24 protein-coding genes and 1 tRNA gene are annotated in these 21,093 nt (G+C 68.5%); 5 read left to right on the top strand and 20 right to left on the bottom strand.

Annotated elements, in window-relative coordinates; all coding sequences use genetic code 11:
* Window positions 1-23: 23 nt before the first annotated feature.
* From G582_RS0106325 to G582_RS17190, 5 genes are all read right to left on the bottom strand, one after another.
* On the bottom strand, window positions 24-1,232 hold the full coding sequence (locus G582_RS0106325) for a type II secretion system F family protein (RefSeq protein WP_038053158.1): 1,209 nt from the start codon (window positions 1,230-1,232) through the stop codon (window positions 24-26).
* Entirely contained in the window at window positions 1,225-2,952 is a 1,728-nt protein-coding gene (locus G582_RS0106320; RefSeq protein WP_211219307.1) for a GspE/PulE family protein, read from the bottom strand. Before G582_RS0106320 ends, G582_RS0106325 begins: the two co-directional genes overlap by 8 nt.
* 47 nt (window positions 2,953-2,999) lie before the next feature.
* Window positions 3,000-3,587, bottom strand: a complete 588-nt coding sequence (locus G582_RS15725) for a CBS domain-containing protein (RefSeq protein ID WP_051246855.1) — start codon at window positions 3,585-3,587, stop codon at window positions 3,000-3,002.
* A gap of 194 nt (window positions 3,588-3,781) precedes the next feature.
* Window positions 3,782-3,997, bottom strand: a complete 216-nt coding sequence (locus G582_RS0106310) for an HP1242/YdcH family protein (RefSeq protein ID WP_028839116.1) — start codon at window positions 3,995-3,997, stop codon at window positions 3,782-3,784.
* A 438-nt stretch (window positions 3,998-4,435) separates the two neighbouring features.
* Window positions 4,436-5,701 (bottom strand): OmpA family protein, encoded by a 1,266-nt coding sequence (locus tag G582_RS17190; RefSeq protein ID WP_051246852.1) that lies wholly within the window; start codon window positions 5,699-5,701, stop codon window positions 4,436-4,438.
* A gap of 90 nt (window positions 5,702-5,791) precedes the next feature.
* Between G582_RS17190 and G582_RS0106300 the strand changes: the two genes are divergently transcribed.
* A complete protein-coding gene (locus G582_RS0106300) occupies window positions 5,792-6,898 on the top strand; it encodes a PilT/PilU family type 4a pilus ATPase (RefSeq protein WP_028839115.1) in 1,107 nt (368 codons plus the stop codon).
* Window positions 6,899-6,926: 28 nt separating this feature from the next.
* Here G582_RS0106300 and maiA read toward each other — a convergent pair whose 3' ends face one another.
* The 6 genes from maiA to rplM form a co-directional block, all read right to left on the bottom strand.
* A complete protein-coding gene (gene maiA / locus G582_RS0106295; RefSeq protein ID WP_028839114.1) occupies window positions 6,927-7,592 on the bottom strand; it encodes a maleylacetoacetate isomerase in 666 nt (221 codons plus the stop codon).
* Between the two features lie 75 nt (window positions 7,593-7,667).
* Window positions 7,668-8,657 carry a fumarylacetoacetate hydrolase family protein gene (locus tag G582_RS0106290; protein ID WP_028839113.1) on the bottom strand — a complete coding sequence of 330 codons (990 nt, stop codon included), beginning with the start codon at window positions 8,655-8,657 and terminating at the stop codon, window positions 7,668-7,670.
* Between the two features lie 196 nt (window positions 8,658-8,853).
* Window positions 8,854-9,603, bottom strand: a complete 750-nt coding sequence (locus G582_RS0106285; protein WP_038053154.1) for a 2OG-Fe dioxygenase family protein — start codon at window positions 9,601-9,603, stop codon at window positions 8,854-8,856.
* Between the two features lie 101 nt (window positions 9,604-9,704).
* Window positions 9,705-9,779 (bottom strand) — tRNA-Gln (locus tag G582_RS0106280).
* 78 nt (window positions 9,780-9,857) lie between these two features.
* The gene (gene rpsI / locus G582_RS0106275) at window positions 9,858-10,250 is read right to left on the bottom strand and encodes a 30S ribosomal protein S9 (protein ID WP_028839111.1); all 393 of its coding nucleotides are present in this window, start codon (window positions 10,248-10,250) and stop codon (window positions 9,858-9,860) included.
* Between the two features lie 12 nt (window positions 10,251-10,262).
* The gene (rplM, locus tag G582_RS0106270; protein WP_028839110.1) at window positions 10,263-10,691 is read right to left on the bottom strand and encodes a 50S ribosomal protein L13; all 429 of its coding nucleotides are present in this window, start codon (window positions 10,689-10,691) and stop codon (window positions 10,263-10,265) included.
* A gap of 179 nt (window positions 10,692-10,870) precedes the next feature.
* Between rplM and coq7 the strand changes: the two genes are divergently transcribed.
* Window positions 10,871-11,515: a 2-polyprenyl-3-methyl-6-methoxy-1,4-benzoquinone monooxygenase gene (coq7, locus tag G582_RS0106265; protein ID WP_028839109.1), complete on the top strand. Its 645-nt coding sequence runs from the start codon at window positions 10,871-10,873 to the stop codon at window positions 11,513-11,515.
* Between the two features lie 33 nt (window positions 11,516-11,548).
* Here coq7 and G582_RS0106260 read toward each other — a convergent pair whose 3' ends face one another.
* On the bottom strand, window positions 11,549-12,109 hold the full coding sequence (locus G582_RS0106260; RefSeq protein WP_028839108.1) for a YaeQ family protein: 561 nt from the start codon (window positions 12,107-12,109) through the stop codon (window positions 11,549-11,551).
* A gap of 80 nt (window positions 12,110-12,189) precedes the next feature.
* On the opposite strand from G582_RS0106260, the gene G582_RS0106255 reads away from it, so the two are divergent.
* On the top strand, window positions 12,190-12,756 hold the full coding sequence (locus tag G582_RS0106255; RefSeq protein ID WP_248642702.1) for a DUF6630 family protein: 567 nt from the start codon (window positions 12,190-12,192) through the stop codon (window positions 12,754-12,756).
* A 62-nt stretch (window positions 12,757-12,818) separates the two neighbouring features.
* Here G582_RS0106255 and speD read toward each other — a convergent pair whose 3' ends face one another.
* On the bottom strand, window positions 12,819-13,610 hold the full coding sequence (gene speD, locus G582_RS0106250) for an adenosylmethionine decarboxylase (protein WP_028839106.1): 792 nt from the start codon (window positions 13,608-13,610) through the stop codon (window positions 12,819-12,821).
* Window positions 13,611-13,802: 192 nt separating this feature from the next.
* Here speD and crp point away from each other — a divergent pair, with 192 nt between their 5' ends.
* Window positions 13,803-14,483 carry a cAMP-activated global transcriptional regulator CRP gene (gene crp, locus G582_RS0106245; RefSeq protein ID WP_051246849.1) on the top strand — a complete coding sequence of 227 codons (681 nt, stop codon included), beginning with the start codon at window positions 13,803-13,805 and terminating at the stop codon, window positions 14,481-14,483.
* A 31-nt stretch (window positions 14,484-14,514) separates the two neighbouring features.
* The gene (locus G582_RS0106240; protein WP_051246845.1) at window positions 14,515-14,985 is read left to right on the top strand and encodes a GNAT family N-acetyltransferase; all 471 of its coding nucleotides are present in this window, start codon (window positions 14,515-14,517) and stop codon (window positions 14,983-14,985) included.
* Window positions 14,986-15,000: 15 nt separating this feature from the next.
* Here G582_RS0106240 and G582_RS0106235 read toward each other — a convergent pair whose 3' ends face one another.
* The 7 genes from G582_RS0106235 to G582_RS0106205 form a co-directional block, all read right to left on the bottom strand.
* Window positions 15,001-15,723: a haloacid dehalogenase-like hydrolase gene (locus tag G582_RS0106235; RefSeq protein ID WP_028839103.1), complete on the bottom strand. Its 723-nt coding sequence runs from the start codon at window positions 15,721-15,723 to the stop codon at window positions 15,001-15,003.
* Window positions 15,720-16,523 (bottom strand): indole-3-glycerol phosphate synthase TrpC, encoded by an 804-nt coding sequence (gene trpC / locus G582_RS0106230; RefSeq protein ID WP_028839102.1) that lies wholly within the window; start codon window positions 16,521-16,523, stop codon window positions 15,720-15,722. Before trpC ends, G582_RS0106235 begins: the two co-directional genes overlap by 4 nt.
* Window positions 16,524-16,555: 32 nt before the next feature.
* Window positions 16,556-17,593 (bottom strand): anthranilate phosphoribosyltransferase, encoded by a 1,038-nt coding sequence (gene trpD, locus G582_RS0106225; RefSeq protein WP_028839101.1) that lies wholly within the window; start codon window positions 17,591-17,593, stop codon window positions 16,556-16,558.
* A 2-nt stretch (window positions 17,594-17,595) separates the two neighbouring features.
* On the bottom strand, window positions 17,596-18,174 hold the full coding sequence (locus tag G582_RS0106220; RefSeq protein ID WP_028839100.1) for an anthranilate synthase component II: 579 nt from the start codon (window positions 18,172-18,174) through the stop codon (window positions 17,596-17,598).
* 1 nt (window position 18,175) lies between these two features.
* Entirely contained in the window at window positions 18,176-19,651 is a 1,476-nt protein-coding gene (trpE, locus tag G582_RS0106215; RefSeq protein ID WP_028839099.1) for an anthranilate synthase component I, read from the bottom strand.
* 309 nt (window positions 19,652-19,960) lie between these two features.
* Window positions 19,961-20,638 carry a ribulose-phosphate 3-epimerase gene (rpe, locus tag G582_RS0106210; protein WP_028839098.1) on the bottom strand — a complete coding sequence of 226 codons (678 nt, stop codon included), beginning with the start codon at window positions 20,636-20,638 and terminating at the stop codon, window positions 19,961-19,963.
* On the bottom strand, window positions 20,635-21,024 hold the full coding sequence (locus tag G582_RS0106205; RefSeq protein WP_028839097.1) for a J domain-containing protein: 390 nt from the start codon (window positions 21,022-21,024) through the stop codon (window positions 20,635-20,637). Before G582_RS0106205 ends, rpe begins: the two co-directional genes overlap by 4 nt.
* Window positions 21,025-21,093 lie beyond the last annotated feature (69 nt).

Below are 21,093 nucleotides of genomic sequence, written 5' to 3'. Positions count from 1 at the left end.
TGGGGACTCCGTGTTTCGGGGACTCAAAGGGGAACATCGTTGACGCTGGTAATGGCCAGGATGATGGCGGTCATGATGGTGCCGACCACCACGCCGATGATGATGATGGCCAACGGCTCGATCAATTGTAACGCCCGCTTCATGCGGTCCCGCCCGGTGGTCTCGTACAGGCGCGCCAGCGCGTCAAGCAGCTTGGGCAGCTCTCCGCTGGCCTCGCCTACCGCCACCAGATCGTAACCGGTGGGATTGAGCGAGCGGTGTTCACGCAGTGCCGCCGACAGCGTGGAGCCGGTCTTGACCGACTTCGCCACCGCCAGCAGGCGGGCACGCAGGAACTTCATGCGCACCGACGTCGCCGACAGGTTCAGTGCCCGGATCAGTTCGACGCGACCGGTCAGCAGCGCCGACAGCGTGCTGGCCCAACGCCCCACTTCGGCCTCCACCAGCCAATCCCCCACCACCGGCAGCCGCGCCGCGCGTTCGACCAGGGCATCAACGACCCCCGGCGCCTTCCACAGCGCGCGCAGGCCCACCGCTGCCGCCGCCAACGCGAGCAACACCAGCCACACGTGATTGCTGAGCCAGACGCCGCTTGCGATGGTCCAGCGGGAAATCGCCGGCATGGTGTCCTTGTGCTGCGTCAGCAACCCGCCGAAGCGCGGAACCACCCAAAGGAAGATGATGCCGACCGCGGCGATGCCCGAGGAGACGAGCACTATCGGGTAGATCATCGCGCCGGTCATTTCCTGGCGGACGCGCTGGTCGTATTCGTACTGGTCCACGCCTCCGCGGATCGACTCGGCAAGACGCCCCGTCGCTTCGCCCGCATGCGCCAGCTGGTGCACGTACTCCGGGACCGGCAGTTTCGATTCCCGCAACGCAGCGCTGAAGCTCTCGCCCCGCCTCACCGAGCGCTCCATCTCCGCGAACGCCCCGGTCAGGCTGGGGTGATGGCTGGACTTGGCCAGCGAGGACAACGCGGTCACCAATCCCACGCCGGATTCCAGCAGCGTCGTGAACTCCTGCAGCACCAGCTGCAGTTCGCGCGCCGATGCGCGCCGGCGCCGCGGTGCGCGCCACCCTTGCCCGACACGCTTGAGGGCATAGGGCGTCAAACCCTGCTGGGCGAGCTGGCGCGCAGCCTCACCTTCGGACGCGGCCTCCAACGATCCCGTGGTCTTAGCGCCCGAGCGGTCCACTGCCTCGTAACTGAACAGCGTGCGCTCAACCATCGACACCGGCCCCGCCGCTCACCCGCACCACCTCTTCGACGGTAGTGAGCCCCGCCATTGCCTTGAGCAGACCATCCTCGCGCAGCGTCCTGCCGCCCTGCTGGGTGGCGAGCGCCCGCATCTTCTCCGCGGTGGCCGATGCGATGATGAGCTCCTGCATTTCCGGCGTGACGTCCACCAGCTCGTAGATACCCAAGCGCCCCCGATAGCCGGTGCCCTGGCAGTGCGGGCAGCCCGCGGCCGATCGCCAGTCCGGCGCGACGCCGGCTTCCGCCAGCGGCTCCACCAGCCGCCGGATCGCAGGCAGGACATCCGCATTCGGGCGGCTGCATTGCGGGCACAACCGGCGCACCAGTCGCTGGGCCTGCACTGCGCGCACGCTGGTCGCCACCAGGAACGGCTCCACGCCCATGTCGATGAGACGGGTGAATGCGCTGACCGCATCGTTGGTATGCAGCGTCGACAGCACCAGATGTCCGGTCAGCGCCGATTGCACCGCGATCTCCGCAGTCTCCAGGTCGCGGATCTCACCGATCATGATGACGTCCGGATCCTGCCGGAGGATTGCACGCAGTGCCCGTGCGAAGGTATATCCGATCTCCGCATTGGCCTGGATCTGGGTGACGCCATCGACCTCGTATTCGACCGGATCCTCCACCGTGATCATCTTGCGGTCGCGCTGGTTCATCTCTTCCAGCGTCGCGTACAGGGTGGTCGACTTGCCGGAACCGGTAGGCCCCGTCACCAGCACGATGCCATGCGGCTCACGCGCCCAGGCGCGGAACATCTGCAGGTCGCGCCCGGAAAAACCCAGGCGCGCCAGGCTCAGATCCTGGCGCTCCTTGGGTAGCAGGCGCAGCACGATGGATTCGCCGTGGACCGCAGGCACGGCCGAGGCGCGCACGTCGATTTCCTGTCCGCTGACCCTCGCACTGAGACGACCGTCCTGCGGCAGACGGCGTTCTGCGATGTCCATGCCGGATATCAGCTTCACCCGCGAGGCTACTGCCGGATAGCGGCTTGCTGGCAAGGTCATCCGGGTGTGCAGAATGCCGTCGGTCCGCATGCGCACGTGGAACACCTGCTCTTCCGGCTCGATGTGGATGTCGGACGCGCGCTGATCCATGGCCTGCGCGAGGATGTTGTTGACCAGTTCAATGACCGGCGCCTCTTCGGCTAGTTCCCGCAGGTGACTGACATCGTCATCCAGATCGCCGTCGCCCGCCGCCCGGCTGCGCCCCGCCATGTCCAGCAGGCGATCCAGGTCCTGGCTGCGAACCAGCCGCCACTGCCAATCCTCCCCCCCAAGGCTCTTGCCCAGCGCCTCGTTGGCTAGGGGGTCCAGTGGATCCCTCGCAACGGCCAGCACCACGCCTGATCCGGCGCGCCAGGCTGCCACGCCGTTGTCGGTCCACCAATCCAGGCTGAACCCGCTGCCTGCCAGCAGGTCCCGGATCACGGCCGGCTGTTCCGGCCATTCGTCGGCGCCCAGAACGGGCATCGCCAGCTGTCCGGCGAGTACTGGCAACAGCGATTCCTCCGACAGCGCACCGAGCCTCACCAGAATGCTGCCGATGCGACCGCCGAACTGCTCCTGGAAGGCCAGCGCCTTCTGTACGTCCGCTGCCGAAACCACGCCGGCTTCAACCAGCAGCTCCCCCAGAAGGCGAGCGCTGGGCATTGGCCGGGAATCGGGCGGGGCCTGGGTGATGGTCTGCATCGGAGGAGCCTGGGTATCCAACGGGGAATCCGTGACGGCAGATCGCTTCACCCCACCCGCCGCCGCAAGTGGTTCAGCAGGTCGATACGGGTGATCAGGCCGAGGAAGTTGCCGGCGTCCATCACGATGGCGACGTGGCCGCGGTCGAACACCGGCAGCAGCGCTTCCAACGGTGCATGCACGTCGACCTTGTCGAGCCGGCTGACCATGGCCGCCGACACCGGCTCGGTGAAGCGGGCTTCGTCGCCGTAGACGTGCAGCAGCACGTCGGATTCATCCAGCATGCCGACGATTCGTTCGCCCTCCATCACCGGCAGCTGGCTGACGTCGTGCGCGCGCATCCGCTGCCAGGCGGTGTTCAGCAGTTCCTCCGGGGTAACGGTGACGGTGCCATGGTCGGCGAACGGGCGTGGGATCAGGTCGCGCAGGTCGCCGCGCGCAGGGCCGGCGGGCTCCGTTTCGGCCTGCATCGCCTGGGTGATGCCTTGCCTGCCGGCATCGAGCCAGCCCTGGATGCGTTCCGGCGTCAGCTGGAACTGCGCCGCGGCCATCGCCATGGTGGTCTCGCCCTGCAGGAGGTCCAGCACCAGCGCGGTCTTGCGCTGCGCGGTCCAGTGGGAATCTGCTTCGTTCATTGCTGCGCCCGGAAAGCTACGCGCAAAGGGTAGCATCCGGGGCGACGGGTTGAGCCCGGCACGCCGCGCCGCGAGCGGGCTGCGGCCATTGGCGCGTCGGCCATTGCGGTGGCCTGCGGCGGGACGGCGGCAGCGGATCACGACCGCCGCCATCCCGCGTCACGAACGCCCGCTGTTGGGTCGTTCGCGTGCCCTCAGTTTGCGCGCTCGTACATCTGCAGCAGGCGCTGCTTGGCGGCCAGCTTCTCGCGCTTCATCTGGCCCAGCGTGGTGTCGTCGATCGGCAACACGCCCAACTCGGCATCGAGCACCTGTTTGTCGAGTTCCCGGTGGCGGAAATACAGCTGCCTGAACTCGCTGTTCGCCTTCATCATCGCTTCGATCTCAGCCTGCGGTTGCGCTTCGAACATGAAAGCCTCCTGATCGGCAATGCGCCGCCCGGCACAATGGCCAAGCGGCGCTGGGGGAACGGCGGCTTGCGCCACCGGGTTGGACGCAGCCGGCGCGTGGCCGGTCGCGGAACGGGCGGGCATGGCCTGCGCCATGCCGACGGAAATGAAGGTGCTGGAAACGGAAACGCCCCGGCCGGCAGGCACGGGGCGTTGCGGTATTGCGGGACTGGCCGGAACGGGGCGGGCTTCCACCATCCACCCGCCTCCGCCGCGATCCTGGCTTGCGGCGGCGATCTCCGGGTTGTCGATCGGGTGGGGCATAGGCCGGTCTCCGGCCAGACGGCTTTGATGAATTTCAAGCCGCCCGGGTATCCGACCCTACGCCTGCCGCAGGGGCTTGGCAAGTGCCGCCGAGGGCGGCTGATCCGGCGATGGACAACCCCACAAGCCCATGATTTATAAGGGTTTTATGGCAACGAAGATATCCACGCGGCGATTCTTCGCCCGTCCCGCTGCGCTGCCGTTATCGGCCACCGGTTCGGCGGCGCCGCGGCCCTGCGAGCTGACCCGATCACGCGCCAGTCCGGCCGCCACCAGGCTGGCGCGCACCTGCTGCGCGCGCTGCTCGGACAGCGCTCGGTTGGCGGCGGCGTCGCCCTGGCTGTCGGTATGCCCGATCACCTGCACCGCGCCGCCCGGCAGCGCCGCCAGATAGATCCCGAGGGCCTTGACGCTGGCGGCCGCGGATTTGGTGAGCTTGGCCTGCCCGGAGGCGAAGGCGTCGCCGGCCAGGGTGAACACTTCGCCGCGCGCGTCGCGACGCAGCGGCGGGAGCTTGGCGCCAGCGACCAGTTCGGCTTCCTTGCGCGCCAGCGCCGCTTCCTTCTCGCGGGCGGCGTCCAGCTTGTCCTGCTGCGCCGCCTGGGCGCCGTCCAACACCGCCTCGACCTGTTCGGCCTGGGCGCGCAGGCGCGCCGCATCCTCCGCCTGCAGCTGGGCTTGCAGGCGCATGCGTTCGGCCTCGGCGCGGGCGGTTTCCGCATCGCGGCGGCTGGCTTCGATCAGCAGGTCGCTGCGCTCACGTTCCAGCCGCTCGATTTCGCGCCGCGCGGCTTCGATGCGCGCCGCCTGTTCGGCGATGGCCACGCGCCGCTCCGCCTGCGCCAGCGCGGCCGGCAGGTCGCGCCGCGCTGCCGTGGCCAGCGCTGCCAGCGCCTGCCGCGCCTGCAGCCGTTCGTATTGGGCGAACGGCGCCAGCCGCGGGTCGGCATCCAGCGCCTGCGCGCGCTGCTCGGCACTGCCCGCCGGCACCGGCAGGTCCAGCGGGTCGTCGACCAGCGGCCCCTCGTCGATTTGCAGGCGCGTGCGCAGCTCGGCGATCTCCGCCCGCTTCTGCAGCAGCTCGGCGCGGGTGCGGGCGGCGTTGCTGCGTACCCGCGCCTGGTCGGCTTCGGCCGCAGCCGACAGCGCCGCCGCGCGCGCTTCGTCATCGCGTCCGCGCGCCATCGCCCCTTGGGCTTGCTGCAGGCTGGCACGGGCGGCCGCCAGCATATCGGCGGCGTACTGGTCGGCATCGGCCGCCTCGGCGCGCAGCAGCGCCTGCCGCGCGGCGTCCAGTTCGGCCGTCGGCGGCGGCAGGCTGGCGCAGCCGCTGACCAACAGGGCGCCGGCGAGGATCGGGGCATACAGCGCGATGCGGAAGTGTGCGAAGCTTTGGCGCATGGGAGGTCGCGGCTCGTCGTTACGTCGCGACCATTGTGGGAAGCCATCGCCGGCGATGCAAACCCGGCGGGCGCGCAGCAAGGGAGCCTCATGGATATCAGCCATTATTTCAAACTGATGGCGGAGAAGGGCGCCTCGGACATGTTCCTGTCCACCGGCGCGCCGGTGAACATCAAGATCGAAGGCATGGTCCAGCCGATGAGCGATACGCCGCTCACCGCCGGCGAATGCCGCGACATCGCCTACGGGCTGATGGACGCTACCCAGATCGTCGAGTTCGAGCGCGAAAAAGAGCTCAACATGGCGATCTCGGTGCCCGGCAGCGGCCGCTTCCGCGTCAACGTATTCCAGCAGCGCGGCGAAGTGGGCATGGTGATCCGCACCATCCGCAGCATCATCCCCAGCATCGAAGAGCTGCAGCTGCCGACCGTGCTGAAGGACATCATCATGGCCCCGCGCGGGCTGGTGCTGATCGTCGGTTCCACCGGGTCCGGCAAGTCCACCACGCTGGCGTCGATGATCGACCATCGCAACAGCACCAGCACCGGCCACATCCTCACCATCGAGGACCCGATCGAGTACCTGCACCGGCACAAGCTCTCGGTGGTCAACCAGCGCGAGGTCGGGCTCGACACGCACAGCTTCCAGGCCGCGCTGAAGAACGCGATGCGCGAGGCGCCGGACGTGATCCTGATCGGCGAAATCCGCGACGCGCAGACGATGGAGGCGGCGATCGCCTTCGCCGAAACCGGCCACATCTGCCTGGCCACGCTGCACTCCAACAACGCCGACCAGACCATCGAGCGCATCCTCAACTTCTTCCCCGAGGGTGCGCACAAGAACGTGCTGATGAACCTGGCGCTGAACCTCAAGGCGGTGATCAGCCAGCGCCTGGTGCTGGGCACCGACGGTCGCCGCATGCCGGCCACCGAGGTGCTGATCAACACCCCGATGATCCGCGACCTGCTGCGCCGCGGCCAGGTCCACGAGATCAAGACCGCGATGGAGGAGTCGTTGCAGGACGGCATGCAAAGCTTCGACCAGTGCCTGTTCCGCCTGCACAAGGAAGGCCGGATCGAACTGGAGGAGGCGCTGAAGGCGGCCGATTCCCGCGACGGCCTGGCCCTCAAGTTCCGCCTGTCGGAAGGCGCCAGCGGCGAGCACGACCCTTACGCGGACGTGTTCGCGGCGCACTGAGCCGGGCGGCGCGCCGCCCGCCCCGCCGCTATCTTGCGGCGGGTGCGTCCGGCTGGTTCTCCGGCCGCGCCGCGTCGAACGCCGGCAGCGCCAGGCAGGAAGCCTCGATCCGGGCGAGCGTGGGATAGGCCGCCATGTCCACGCCGAAACGGCGCGCGTTGTAGATCTGCGGGATCAGGCAGCAGTCCGCCAGCGTCGCCGTTTCGCCCTCACAGAAATCGCCGGTTGACGGATGTTCCGCCAGCAGCGCCTCGGCGGCGGCGAATCCGTCGGTGATCCAGTGCTTCACCCAGGCATCACGCTCGGGCTGCGGCACGTTCCATTCGCGCTCGAAATACTGCAGCACGCGCAGGTTGTTGAGCGGGTGCACGTCGCAGGCCACCAGCAGCGCCAGCGCACGCACGCGCTGGCGCGCCCGTGCGGTGGCCGGCAGCAGCGGCCGGTCCGGCCAGACTTCATCGAGGTATTCCAGGATCGCCAACGACTGCCCCAGCCGGCGCTGGCCGTGGCCGAGGGTGGGCACAAGTTCCTGCGGGTTGATCGCCCGGTAAGCCTCGGAATGCTGCTGGCCGCCGTCCTGCACCAGATGCACCGGCACGATCTCGTAGGGCAGGCCCTTCAAGTTCAGGCCGATGCGCACGCGGTACGCGGCGCTGGAACGCCAGTAGGAATACAGCTGCAGCGGTTCGCTCATGCCCGCCACCTTAGCGCGGCGGCGTCCCGGTGCAAGACCGCTGGTGCCGCCAATTCGGCCGTCCGCCCGCGCGGCTCAGGGCAACGGCTGGCGTTCGATGCGCTGCTCGATGGCACCGAAGATGCTGCCGCCCTCGCGATCCAGCACCTCGATGCGGACGCTGTCGCCGAACGACATGAACGGGGTGCTGGGCTTGCCGTCGCGCAGGGTTTCCACGGTGCGCCGCTCGGCGAAACAGGACGCGCCCAGCGCGGTGTCCTCGTTGGCCACCGTGCCCGAACCGACGATGGTGCCGGCCGACAGCGGGCGGGTCTTGGCCGCGTGCGCCACCAGCTGGGCGAAATCGAACTGCATGTCGACGCCGGCTTCAGGCGCGCCGAACCACTCGCCGTTGACATGGGTGAGCATCGGCAGGTGCAGCTTGCTGCCCTGCCAGGCCTCGCCGAGTTCGTCCGGAGTCACGAACACCGGCCCCAGCGCGCTGCGAGGTTTGGACTGCAGGAAGCCGAAACCCTTGGCCAGTTCCGCCGGGATCAGGTTGCGCAGCGAGACGTCGTTGATGATGCCGACCAGCTGGATGTGGCCAAGGGCCTGCTCCGGCGTGACCGCCATCGGCACATCGTCGGTGATGACCACCACCTCGGCCTCGAGGTCGATGCCGTAGTCCTCGCTGACCACCTTGACCGGGTCACGCGGGCCCAGGAAGCCGGCGCTGACGCCCTGGTACATCAGCGGATCGACGTAGAAGCTCTCGGGCACCTCCGCCCCGCGGGCGCGGCGCACGCGCTCCACATGCGGCAGGTAGGCGCTGCCATCGACGAATTCGTAGGCGCGCGGCAAGGGCGCGGCCAGCGCGTGCACGTCAAGGTCGAACGCGCCTTCGGCGCTGCCCGCGTTGAGGTCGTCGGACAGCGCGTTCAGGCGCGGCGCGGCGTTCTGCCAGTCTTCCAGCGCCAGCTGCAGGGTCGGCGCGATGCCGGTGGCGCGCACCGCGCGGGCCAGGTCACGCGACACCACGATCAGGGTGCCATCGCGCCCGCCTTCCTTGAGAGAGCCTAGTTTCATTGCGACCTCGGTATCTGCGATTTCGTGATTGTTGCAATTGTAACGATACGCGGCGCGGTGTACGCGGCGGCGCACGCCACCCGTCCCTCGCATGCTGCGCGGCTGCCCCGCTGGCGTCCACACCGGGGCCCGTCACGCCATTGCCGCCAGACACACCCAGCACGAACGGCGCCGCTTGATCCTCTCGGGATCAGCGTCAATCGTCGCCCTGGAATCCCGCCGCGCGATAGGTCAGCACGAGGGTGTCGCGATGCCCATCGCCGCCATCCACGGGCTGGATCGGGGTGGATTCGTGGATGACGCGGGCATCGTCCATCAGCAGCAGCGACCATGGTTCATCGAGGGTGAAACGCTGTCCATCCGGGCCGTTCGCGGAGAACACGCGGGTTTCACCACCCTTGATCGCCTCTCGTGCCACCAGCAGCACTGCCACGAAATCGACCCCATCACGATGTGCGCCCTCCGGCGTGGGCCGACCGAGGCCATCGCTGGTGTCGATGCGGAACTGGTGCGCTTCCACGTGCCAACGCGCGACCTCTGGCCGCTGGCGCGAACAGGCGCGGGCCAGCGCGAGGATCAGCGCCGGCCAGGCCGGCTGTGCCACCGTCGCCGGCGCCACCGGCTCGAACCAGCGCTCCATGCCACCGTGCAGCGCGTTGTATTCCACCGGCTGCCAGTGCATGCGGTGCGGTACCTGCCGCAGCGCGTCGCCTTCCGCGACGAAGCAGGCATGGCGGCGCTGGCGATAGCGTCCACCGTCCTTCAGGTACTCGTCGCGGCGCAGGTCGTTCCAGCTGAGCGCCAGCGCCTGCAATGCCGCCGGTTCCACACCGGCGAGCGCCGCCACACCGGACGCGTCCAGCACCACGTAGCCGCGCTGGCGCAGCGCCCCGTCCAGCGACGACGGCGGCACCGCTGGCGGGGCGAAATGGGCGACTTGCGGCATGACGAGGTTCCGGGCGGAAAATGCGATTGTCTCACCGTGGCCCGCACGCAAAAACAGAACCCGCCTTGCGGCGGGTTCTGTCGGTATCGCGACTTCGAATGTGGCAGCCCCGGATGGATTCGAACCACCGAATGCCTGAGTCAGAGTCAGGTGCCTTACCGCTTGGCGACGGGGCTATGGAGCAAATTGTACCGCGTTCGGCGTGAAGTGGAACACGCCGCGGCGCCGGCGAACCGGCGCCACGCACGCCAGGATCAGCGCTTGGAGAACTGGGTGGCGCGACGGGCCTTGTGCAGGCCGACCTTCTTGCGCTCGACTTCGCGGGCGTCACGGGTCATGAAGCCGGCCTTGCGCAGCTCGGTCTTCAGGGTTTCGTCGTACTCCACCAGCGCACGGGCGATGCCCAGGCGGATCGCACCGGCCTGGCCGGTGGTGCCGCCACCAGTGGTGGTGACCAGGATGTCGAAGCTTTCGGTGTTCTTGGTCAGCTCGAGCGGCTGGCGCACGATCATGCGCGCGGTCTCGCGGCCGAAGAACTCGTCCAGCGGACGGTCGTTGACGGTGATGTTGCCGCTGCCCTTGCGCAGGAACACGCGGGCGGTGGAGGACTTGCGGCGGCCGGTGCCGTAATTCTGGGTGATAGCCATGATGATCGTGCCTTAGAGTTCGAGCGGCTGCGGCTGCTGGGCGGCGTGCGGATGCTCGGCGCCGGCGTAGACCTTGAGCTTGCGGTACATGGCGCGGCCCAGCGGGCCCTTCGGCAGCATGCCCTTGACCGCGGTTTCGATGACGCGCTCCGGGTGGCGCTCCAGCGCCTGGCCCAGCGACTCCGTCTTCAGGTTGCCGATGTAACCGGTGAACCGGTGGTACATCTTGTCGCGCAGCTTGTTGCCGGTCACCACGATCTTGTCGGCGTTGATCACGACCAGATAGTCGCCGGTGTCGACGTGCGGGGTGAAAACGGGCTTGTGCTTGCCGCGCAGGCGATAGGCCAGTGCTGCGGCCAGACGGCCCAGGGTCTTGCCCTCGGCGTCGACGACGTACCAGTCGCGCTGGACGGTCTCGTTCTTGGCGATGAAAGTCTTCATTGGGAACTCTTTTTCAGGGGTACCTGGTCGGGCTGGTTCCGGTTCGCGGAACTTCACCTCGCGTTGTATTCCGTACCGGCGGGGCATGCCCGGGCGCGAAAGAAGCGGAATCATACACGCCGCCCCGCCTGCAGGCAAGCTGCCGCCAGCACGGCCGGGACGGGGCCTAGAATGCGCGGATGGAAACGCTACGCAACCTGGGCCGGCTGGACCGGCTGCTTGATTCCACCCAGAACGCCCTTGCCACCCTGCTGGGCACGCCGCGCGCGCAGCGCGGCAACCCGGGCGCCGATGCGCCCGAAGCCGCACTGGACGCCGACGAGCGCCGCCATGCCGCCGGCCTGATGCGGATCAACCATACCGGCGAGGTCTGCGCGCAGGCGCTGTACATCGGGCAGGCGGCGGTCGCACGCGATCCCGCCACCCGCGCCCACCTGCTGGAGGCGGCGCAGGAGGAAACCGACCACCTGGCCTGGTGCGCCGAGCGCCTGCGCGAGCTGCACAGCCGGCCCAGCCTGATCAACCCGCTGTGGTATGCGGGCAGCTGGGCGATCGGCGCAGCGGCGGGGCTGCGCGGCGATGGCTGGAACCTGGGCTTCGTGGTCGAAACCGAGCGCCAGGTGGAGGCGCACCTGGCGGAACACCTGCACACCCTGCCGGCCACCGATGCGCGAAGCCGCGCGATCCTGGCGGTGATGAAGGACGACGAGGCGCGCCATGCCGACCACGCGCTGGCGGCCGGCGCGCGCATCCTGCCGGCGCCGATTCCGACCCTGATGGCGACGATGTCGTCGGTGATGAAGACGGTGGCCTACCGGCTCTGAGCCGCCATCTCGCAGACAAGCCGCTGGCGCGCCTCAGTCCGGCTGCACAACCCCGTCCAGCATGCGCGTGCGGGGACGCATCGAAATGCTGCGGGCGGCATCCATCAACTGCAGCTCGCCGTCCTGGATCATCGCGGTGACCCGCATTCCGCGCTCGAGGAACGTGGTCGCCGCCGCCACCGCCTCGTCATCCAACTCCATCACGGTGAGGTTGCGCAGCCGGGCCAGCACCGGCGCATTGCGCTTCCACCAGGCCTCGGCCGCCTGCCCGCCATAACCGACCACCACCACCTGCGCCGCGCGACCGCTGGCCTTGCGCAGGCGGCTCTCGTCCGGCTGGCCCAGCTCGATCCACTGCAGGATGTCGCCGGTGTAGTCGCGCCGCCACAGTGCGGGCTCGTCCTCGTCACTGAGCCCGCGGCCGAACTCCAGGCGCTCGTCGGCATGCAGCGCGAACGCCAGCAGCCGCACCAGCAGGCGCGCCTCGGTTTCCGACGGGTGCTGGGCCAGCGTCAGCGCGTGGCTGGCGTAGTAATGGCGGTCAAGGTCGGTGACCTGCAACTCGGCCTTGTAGATGATGGCGTTGGCGGCCATGGCACGTCCTCGGGCCACTCGGCCGGTGTGGAAGGGCCCCATTCTACGGGCACCCCGCCGCGGGCCTGCCGGCGCGACGTATGCTGCGCACCGGACGCACACAGGAAGGCGCGATGGTCAGCCACGAATACGATCCCGACGACAACTTCGGCCATGCCTTCCACGCCCAGGCCGACGTGGATGAGGATGACGCGCTGGAAACGGTGGCCTGGCAATTCCTGCTGCTGGTCAATCCGGACGACGAGGGCGCGGCCCTGCAGCAGTTCGCGGCCTTCAGGCTGGCGCTGGACGATGCGGGCGACGGCGCCGACCCGGGCGCGCTGCTGCGCGACGTGATCGACTGGCAGGCCGGCTTCCATGTGCAGGAACACGATGCGCAGGGGCTGATGGAGGCACTGGACGAACTGGTCGCGCGCTGGCGGCTGCGGATCGACTGGGACGTGGACGACGACGCCACCGAACTACCGGACACCAGCGTGTTGCTGCAGGCCGCCTTCACCCAGCTGCGCGAACGCCACTACAGCCTGTGGACGGTGGAAACCGGCGAAGCCACCCTCGCCGGCTGGATCACCCACGAGCGCGACGAGGAGGCGATGCAGCTGGTCGCCGGCGCCCTCGGCATGTCGGCCAGGCCCGGCTTCGGCTGAGCCCGGCCACGAAGAAGCCGGCTTGCGCCGGCTTCTTCCGTTCCACGATGCGGTACGGCGGGTCAATCGACCAAATTGCGCCCGTGGTAGAGCTCTTCGATCTCGCGCTTGAGCCGGGCCTCGATCTTCATGCGCTCCTTGAACGACAGGTTGCGCGCCTTCTCCTCGAACAGGTACTGGTCGAGGTCGAACTCCTTCAGGTGCATCTTGGTGTGGAAGATGTTCTCCTGGTAGACGTTGACGTCGAGCATCTCGTAGCGCCCGATGACGTTCTTGGCCAGGTAGTCTTGGATCGAATTGATCTTGTGGTCGATGTAGTGCTTGCGGCCCTTGATGTCGCGGGTGAAGCCGCGCACCCGGTAGTCCATCGACACGATGTCCGATTCGAAGCTCTCGATCAGGTAGTTCAGCGCCTTCAGCGGCGAGATCACGCCGCAGGTCGACACGTCGATGTCGGCGCGGAACGTGGCGATGCCGTTGTCCGGGTGGGTCTCCGGATAGGTGTGCACGGTGATGTGCGACTTGTCGAGGTGGGCGACCACCGCATCGGAGATCACGCCCTTGGCATCGGCCTTGTCGATCACCGGCTGTTCGGAAATCAGGATCGTGACCGACGCGCCCTGCGGGTCGTAGTCCTGGCGCGCGATGTTGAGGATGTTCGCGCCGATGATCTCCGCCACGTCGGTGAGAATCTGGGTCAGGCGGTCGGCGTTGTATTCCTCGTCGATGTACTCGATGTAGCGCCTGCGCTCGTCTTCCGACGCCGCGTAGCACACGTCGTAGATGTTGAAGCTAAGCGACTTGGTGAGGTTGTTGAAGCCTTGCAGCTTCAGGCGCGGCAGCGGTTTGACCACGGCGGTTGGCATCCAACGGAAACGGGACAGGCCGGCGATTATGCGGCAAAGCGCGCAACCGCGCGTGCAAGCCCCCCCGGCCCGGCTGCCCGCTCGGGCCGGGCCGGGCCGGGCAGCGGCCGCCCGCAGGCCGATAGTTTGCCCGCCGTCACGGTTCGGCCTAAGCTGGGGCATTCCAGAATGTGCAACTGAATGAGCAGCAAAGCCCCCAAAATCGCCACGCCCCGCGCATTCAACTCGCTGGGTGCCGACGCCGAGACGATCGAGCGCTTCATCGCCAGCTGCCACCGCCGCAAGTATCCGGCGCGCAGCGAGGTGTTCCATCCGGGCGATCCGGCGAGCACGCTCTACTACATCATTTCAGGCTCGGTCAGCATCACCACCCGCGAGGACGACGACCGCGAGCTGGTGCTGGGCTATGTCGGCGCCGGCGAATTCGTGGGCGAGATGGGCCTGTTCGTGGAAACCGAACATCGCGCGGTCGCGCTGCGCACGCGCACGCCCTGCGAGTTGGCGGAAATCAGCTACGAGCGCCTGCAATCGCTGCTGGTGGTGCAGGCCAACGATGCCACCCGCCTGCTGTACTCGATCGGCGCGCAGATCAGCCAGCGCCTGCGGGACACCAGCCGCAAGGCTGGCCGGCTGGCCTTCCTGGACGTGACCGACCGCATCTACCGCACCCTGTTCGACCTGTCGCGGGAACCGGAGGCGATGACCCATCCGCTGGGCACCCAGCTGCGGGTGTCGCGGCAGGAGTTGGCGCGGTTGGTGGGCTGCTCGCGCGAGATGGCCGGGCGCGTGCTGAAGAAACTGCAGGCCGACGGCAAGCTGCACGCCCGCGGCAAGACCGTGGTGGTCTACGGCACCCGCTAGCACCCCGCTAGAACCAAGGAGCAGTCCGCGCATGAGCCACGCATTCTCCCCCGGCCACCAGGCCCTGGACGTGGATCTGCGCAACGCGGTGCCGGCCGACGCCGACGACGTCGCCCATCTGCTGGCCGAGCTGGGCTATCCCTGCGACCTGGCCGACGCTTCCGAGCGGGTCAGCGCGATCCTTGCGAACGATCGCCAGGCGCTGGTGCTGGCGCGCCGCAACGGTGCGGTGTGCGGGCTGATGGCACTGGATTTCATGTACTACCTGCCGCTGGGCACCACCACCTGTCGCGTCACCGCGCTGGTGGTGACCACCAGCGCGCAGGGCATGGGCATCGGCCGGCACCTGCTGAAGGAGGCCGAGCGCCGCGCTCGCGCCGGCGGCGCCGCGCGCATCGAGCTGACCTCGGGCGCGCAGCGCACCGAGGCGCACGCGTTCTACCAGGCCTGCGGCTACAGCGGCAGCTCGGTGCGCTTCGTCAAGGCATTGGGTTCGGCCTGAACCCATCCGCCGCGGTCACGCGGTAGCATCACCGGCGCGGCCGGGGCAACCCCAGTTGAGGATCGGCGTTCCGGGCGGCAGCACGCGCCGGAACATCGCCACCCGCCGCGCCTTCGGATTCACCACCACCGGCTTCGCCGCCGCCTGCAGCAGCGGCAGGTCGGCGCTGCTGTCGGAATAGGCGCGGGCCACCGGCCGGGTGTAGCCGGCGGCGCGGATCATGGTCATCTTCATCGCGAAGTGGCAGTGCCGCAGCGCGCCCATGCCGCCCAGCTTCGGCCCCAGCAGGGTGCCGATCACCGGCACGTCCTCGTGCGCGACGAAGGCCAGGATCGCCCGCGCCAACTCCGGCGGCGCGCCGGTGGCGACCAGCACGTTGTCGCCGCGCTCGCGGTGCTGGTGGAACACGTCCAGCGCCAGCGGCAGCAGCCGCGCCTTGATCTCCTCGGCGTGGGTGACGACGTAACGGTCGATCAGCGCATCCAGCGCGGCGCGGTCGCGCACGCCCAGGCTGCCGACCCACACGAACACCGAGATGCCGGCGCGGCGCGTCGGCATCCACGCCACCATCGGCCCGGCGACCGGCGCGACCAGCAGCGCCAGCAGCACCCGCCACCAGTCGCGCTCGATCAGCCACTTGAACAGGTGGCTGCCGGAGTCGCCGTCGTAGAGGGTGTGGTCGAAGTCGAACACCACCAGCGGCGCATCGTCCTGCGGCAGCGGATAGCGTTGGCTCATGCGCTCGCCCCGCCATCGAACAGCCCGCGCAGCGCCACGCCCGGATCGGGCTGGCGCATGAACGCCTCGCCGACCAGGAAGGCGTGCACCCCGGCGTCGCGCATCAGCGCCACGTCGGCGGGCGCGAGGATGCCGCTCTCGGTGACCAGCACGCGGTCGGACGGCACCATCGCCTTGAGATCCAGCGTGGTCTGCAGCGACACCTCGAAGGTCTTGAGGTTGCGGTTGTTGATGCCCAGCAGCCGCGCCGGCACCGGCAACGCGCGCTCCAGCTCGTCCAGGTCGTGCACTTCCAGCAGCACGTCCATGCCCAGCTCGGCGGCAATGAAAGCAAACTCCGTCAGCTGCGCATCGTCCAGCGCGGCGGCGATCAGCAGCACGCAGTCGGCGCCCAGCACGCGCGCCTCGTACAGCTGCCACGCATCGACGATGAAGTCCTTGCGCAGCACCGGCAGCGCGCAGGCGGCGCGCGCCTGCTGCAGGTAGGCGTCGCTGCCCTGGAAGAAGTCGACGTCGGTCAGCACCGACAGGCAGGCCGCGCCGCCAGCCTCGTAGCTGCGGGCGATCGCGGCCGGATCGAAGTCGGCGCGGATCACGCCCTTCGACGGGCTGGCCTTCTTCACCTCGGCGATCACCGCCGCCTGCCCGGCCGCGATCTTCGCGGCGACGGCATCGGCAAAGCCGCGCAGCGTAGGCGCGCTGGCGGCGCGGGTCTTCAGCTCGAACAGCGAGACCTGTTCGCGGCGGGCGGCCACTTCTTCATGCTTGCGGCGCAGGATGGTGTCGAGGATGGTGCTCAAGGACGGGCTTCCGGATGGAGGGGTGCGTGGCGTCAATTCGTCGCGGCCAGCGCGCGGCTGGTGGCGACGTATTGCTGCATGCGCGCGCGCGCGCTGCCGTCGGCGATGGCCGCGCGGGCGCGGGCCAGGCCATCGGCGATGCTGTCGGCCACGCCGGCCACGTACAACGCCGCGCCGGCGTTGAGCGCAACGATGTCGTTGGCCGGGCCGGGCTGATTGTCCAGCACCGCGCGCAGCATGGCGATGGATTCGGCCGGGTCGGCCACCTTCAGGTTGCGGCTGGCGGACATGGCGATGCCGAAGTCTTCCGGGTGGATCTCGTACTCGCGCACCTTGCCGTCGCGCAGTTCGCCTACCAGCGTGCCGGCGCCCAGCGAGATCTCGTCCATGTTGTCGCGGCCCCACACCACCAGCGCGCGCTCGGCACCCAGCTCGTGCAGCACGCGCGCCTGGATGCCGACCAGGTCGGGATGGAACACGCCCATCAGGATGCGGGTGGCGCCCACCGGGTTGGTCAGCGGGCCGAGGATGTTGAAGATCGTGCGCACGCCCATCTCGCGGCGCACCGGCGCCACCACCTTCATCGCCGGGTGGTGGATCGGCGCGAACATGAAGCCGATGCCGACCTCCTCGATCGCGCGCGCCACCTGCGCCGGCTGCAGCTCGATGACCGCGCCCAGCGCCTCCAGCGCATCGGCGCTGCCGGACTTCGACGACACGCTGCGGTTGCCGTGCTTGGCCACGCGCGCGCCGGCCGCGGCGACCACGAACATCGCGCAGGTGGAGATGTTGAAGGTGTGCGAACCATCGCCACCGGTGCCGACGATGTCGACCAGATGGGTCTTGTCGGCCACCTCCACCGGCCGCGCGAACTCGCGCATCACGGTGGCGGCGCCGGCGATCTCGCCGACCGTTTCCTTCTTGACGCGCAGGCCGGTGAGGATGGCCGAGGTCAGCGCCGGCGAGACTTCGCCGCGCATGATCTGGCGCATCAGGTCGACCATTTCGTCGAAGAAGATCTCGCGGTGCTCGATGGTGCGCTGCAGGGCTTCCTGCGCGGTAATGGGCATGGTCAACGCTCCAGGAAATTCTTCAGCAACGCGTGGCCGTGCTGGGTGAGGATGGATTCGGGATGGAACTGCACGCCTTCCACCGGATGTTCGCGGTGGCGCAGGCCCATCAGCTCTTCCACGCTGCCGTCGTCATTCTCGGTCCAGGCAGTCACTTCCAGGCAATCCGGCACGCTGTTTTTTTCCACCACCAGCGAGTGGTAGCGGGTGGCCTCGAACGGCGTCGGCAGGCCCGTGAACACGCCTTTTCCTTGATGGTGGATGGGCGAGGTCTTGCCGTGCATGATCCGCCCCGCGCGCACCACCTTGCCGCCGTACACCTGCCCCAGCGCCTGGTAGCCCAGGCACACGCCGAACACCGGGATGCGCGGGCCCAGTTCGCGCAGCACCTCCAGCGAAACACCGGCCTCGTTCGGCGTGCACGGCCCCGGCGAAATCACGATCCGCTCGGGCGCAAGCGCCTCGATCTGCGCCACGCTGAGCGCGTCGTTGCGCTCCACCCGCACCTCCGCGCCCAGCTCCTGCAGGTACTGCACGAGGTTGAAGGTGAAACTGTCGTAGTTGTCGATCATCAGCAGCATGTCAAAGCCCCTTCGCCGCCTGCGCCACCGCGCGGAACAGCGCGCGGCCCTTGTTCATGGTTTCGTCCCATTCCTTCTGCGGGTCGGAATCGAACACGATGCCGGCGCCGGCCTGCACGTGCAGGCGGCCGTCCTGGATCACCGCGGTGCGGATGGCGATGGCGGTGTCGGCATCGCCGTGCCAGCCGATGTAGCCGATCGCGCCGGCATAGACGTTGCGCTTGACCGGCTCCAGTTCGCGGATGATTTCCAGCGCGCGGATCTTGGGCGCGCCGGACACGGTGCCGGCGGGGAAGGTGGCGCGCAGCACGTCGGCGTAACTCAGCCCCTCCTGCAGGCGGCCGGTCACTTCGCTGACGATGTGCATGACGTGGCTGTAGCGCTCGATCACGAAACGCTCGCCGACCTCCACGCTGCCGGCCTGCGCGACGTGGCCGACGTCGTTGCGGCCGAGGTCGATCAGCATCAGGTGTTCGGCGCGCTCCTTCGGGTCAGCCAGCAGTTCGGCTTCCAGCGCCTGGTCCTGCTCCGGGGTGGCGCCACGCGGGCGGGTGCCGGCAATCGGGCGCACCGTCACCTTGCCCTGCTGCTGGCGCACCAAAATTTCCGGCGACGAGCCCACCACCTGGGTGCCGCCGACATCAAGGAAATACATGTACGGCGAAGGATTCAACGCGCGCAGCGCGCGGTAGACATCCACCGGACGGGCGTGGAACGGCACGCTCATGCGCTGGCTCAACACCACCTGGAAGGCGTCGCCGGCGCGGATGTAGTCCTGGACCTGTTCCACTGCAGCGATGAAGCCCTCGCGGGTGAAGCCGCTGACGAAGTCGGCCTCGTCCAGCGCGGCCGGCTGCAGGGTTTCCGGGTACGGCGCGCCGCCGTGGCGCAGCCGGTGCGCCAGCGCGTCCAACCTGCGGTTGGCGCGCGCCCACGCCTGCGGTTGGCGCGGGTCGGCGTGCACGATCAGGTACAGCCGCCCCTTGAGGTTGTCGAACACCGCCAGCTCGTCGCTGAGCATCAGCAGGATGTCCGGCGTGCCCAGCTCGTCCGGTTTCGGATTGGCGGCCAGCCGCGGCTCGATGTACTCGATGCATTCGAAGCCGAACCAGCCCACCAGCCCGCCGGTGAAGCCGGGCAGGCCGGCGATCTCCGGCACCTTGTGCATGGCGCGCAAACGTTCGACTTCCGCCAGCGGGTCGGCAACGGTGCGGGTTTCGACCACTTCGCCATGTTCGCGAACCGCCAACTGGTGGCCGCGGAACTCGTAGACCCGGCGCGCCGGCAGGCCGATGATCGAATAGCGGCCGAAACGTTCGCCGCCTTCCACCGATTCGAACAGGTAGGTATACGGACCGTCGGCCAGCTTCAGGTAGACGGACAGCGGGGTGTCGAGGTCGGACAGTACCTCGCGCACCACCGGGACAAGGGTGTAGCCGTCAGATGCGTACTGGCTGAACTGGGCGTGCGTGGTCACGGAGGACGTCCTTCGAAAAATGCGTGCAGGCGAACGGGGCGGCATTGCCACGCCACCATCGCCAGCTGTGCTCGAAAGACGGGTTCGCCCGGTTCATCGGGCAACTTTAGCCGCAACCCGGCGCGCCATGCAAACGACGTTCTGTCATGCCCCTGTCACCGCGAAGGGGCAGCATTGGAGGCCATCGCAGGGATGACGGAAGGGCAGGACGCCCAATCATTCCGCCGCTGCCGCAGACGCGACAGCGGCCGTTCCACCCGGTTTCAAGGCGGCGACAAAACACCAGGCTTCGCCCGTGCCGCGCCGGGCTCAACGCGCGGCAACCACCGCCTGCTTCATCGCCGCGATCGTCGCCGCATAGTCCGGCTTGCCGAAGATCGCGCTGCCGGCGACGAAGGTATCGGCGCCTGCCTGCGCGATCTCGCCGATGTTGTCCGGCTTCACCCCGCCATCGATCTCCAGCCGGATCGGCCGGCCGCTGGCGTCGATCATCGCGCGCACCCTGCGCAGCTGCTTGAGCGCGGAGGGGATGAACGACTGCCCGCCGAAGCCCGGATTGACCGACATCAGCAGCACGTAGTCGATCTCGTCCAGCATGGTGTCCAGCACGTCCAGCGGGCTGGCCGGGTTGAACACCAGGCCGGCCTGGCAGCCCTTCGACTTGATCAGCTGCACGCTGCGGTGGACGTGCTTGCTGGCCTCGGGGTGGAAGCTGATATGCGAGGCGCCGGCGTCGGCGAACATCGGGATCAGGCCGTCCACCGGCTCCACCATCAGGTGCACGTCGATCGGCGCGGTCACGCCGTGCTTGCGCAGCGCCTCGCAGACCAGCGGGCCGATGGTCAGGTTGGGCACGTAATGGTTGTCCATCACGTCGAAGTGCACCCAGTCGGCACCGGCCGCGAGCACGTTGTCCACTTCCTCGCCCAGCCTGGCGAAATTGGCGGACAGGATCGACGGGGCGATGACAGTGGATTGCGTGCTCATTTCTTTCTCAGCTTCTGGATGCGGTCGTAGGCGGCGTTGATCTCGCGCGACTTGGTCTCGGCGAGCTTCTGCAGGTCGAGGGCGGCACCGGCCACGCGGTCCGGGTGGTATTGGCTCATCAGCCGGCGGTAGGCGCGGTCGAGCTCGGCGTCGCTGGCGGTAGCCGGCAGCTCGAACACCCGGTAGGCCCAGTCCACATCGGCGTTGCCAGTGCTGTCGGCCGGCTGCTCCTGGCGCGGCCGGCGCTTTTCCGCGCGCCGCGGCGGCGTGAACCAGTCATGGTCGAAGGCGTAACCCACCAGCAAACCCAGCAGGCCGCCCACCGGGTGGCGCAGCAGCAGCCAGCCGGCGATGAAGCCCAGGAATTGTCCGTACCAGCGTCGCATCCGCGCAGTTTACAGGGCCGCGGGGCGGCGCCGGCCTTAAACTAGACGCCCCACCGCAGCCCACATCCC

This window comes from Thermomonas fusca DSM 15424 (assembly GCF_000423885.1).
GTDB lineage: Bacteria > Pseudomonadota > Gammaproteobacteria > Xanthomonadales > Xanthomonadaceae > Thermomonas > Thermomonas fusca.
The sequence above is the reverse complement of the archived record's forward strand: the minus strand, read 5'-3'. Positions and strand labels throughout refer to the sequence as shown.